Below are 398 nucleotides of genomic sequence, written 5' to 3'. Positions count from 1 at the left end.
AGCGGCATGGCCTGCCAGGCAGTGGCCTCACGCCCTTCCAGGGGCTCGACGGGTCTCCAGTCCTCCCGGGGCGATACGGCATCCAGGCGGCTGAAGACCTCGAAGGCCGCGGTAGCCGTCGGTGAAGATGCCCCCTGAGAGGTGATACGCACCACCAGTACCAGGGTATGCCAGTCACCGACGCGTTCGGGATCCAGGGCATAGTCCAGCCGGCAGCTGCCTTCTTCCTGGGCAATACCTGCATGGGCCATCAGGTCCTCGTGAAGCTCCTGCTGGCTGCCGCGCGTTACGCCCCAGAACCCCACCTGAAGGTTATCCGCTTTAGGCACCTCAACTCCCGGCAGGTTGAGACGAAGGTTCAAGGAACTCGCCGGCGGTTCCGGCCCCACCGGCATGGC

General features: G+C 65.3%; 1 protein-coding gene. It reads right to left on the bottom strand.

The annotated features are described in order from the left end of the window. The coding region (locus tag FZZ93_RS18370) for a hypothetical protein (RefSeq protein ID WP_223111809.1) at positions 1-398 on the bottom strand (398 nt) is incomplete at both ends.

The sequence above is a fragment of the Halomonas eurihalina genome (genome assembly GCF_008274785.1).
In the GTDB taxonomy this organism is placed as follows: Bacteria; Pseudomonadota; Gammaproteobacteria; order Pseudomonadales; family Halomonadaceae; genus Halomonas; species Halomonas eurihalina.
Note: the sequence above shows the minus strand (reverse complement) of the source record. Positions and strands in the feature narration are given on the sequence as shown.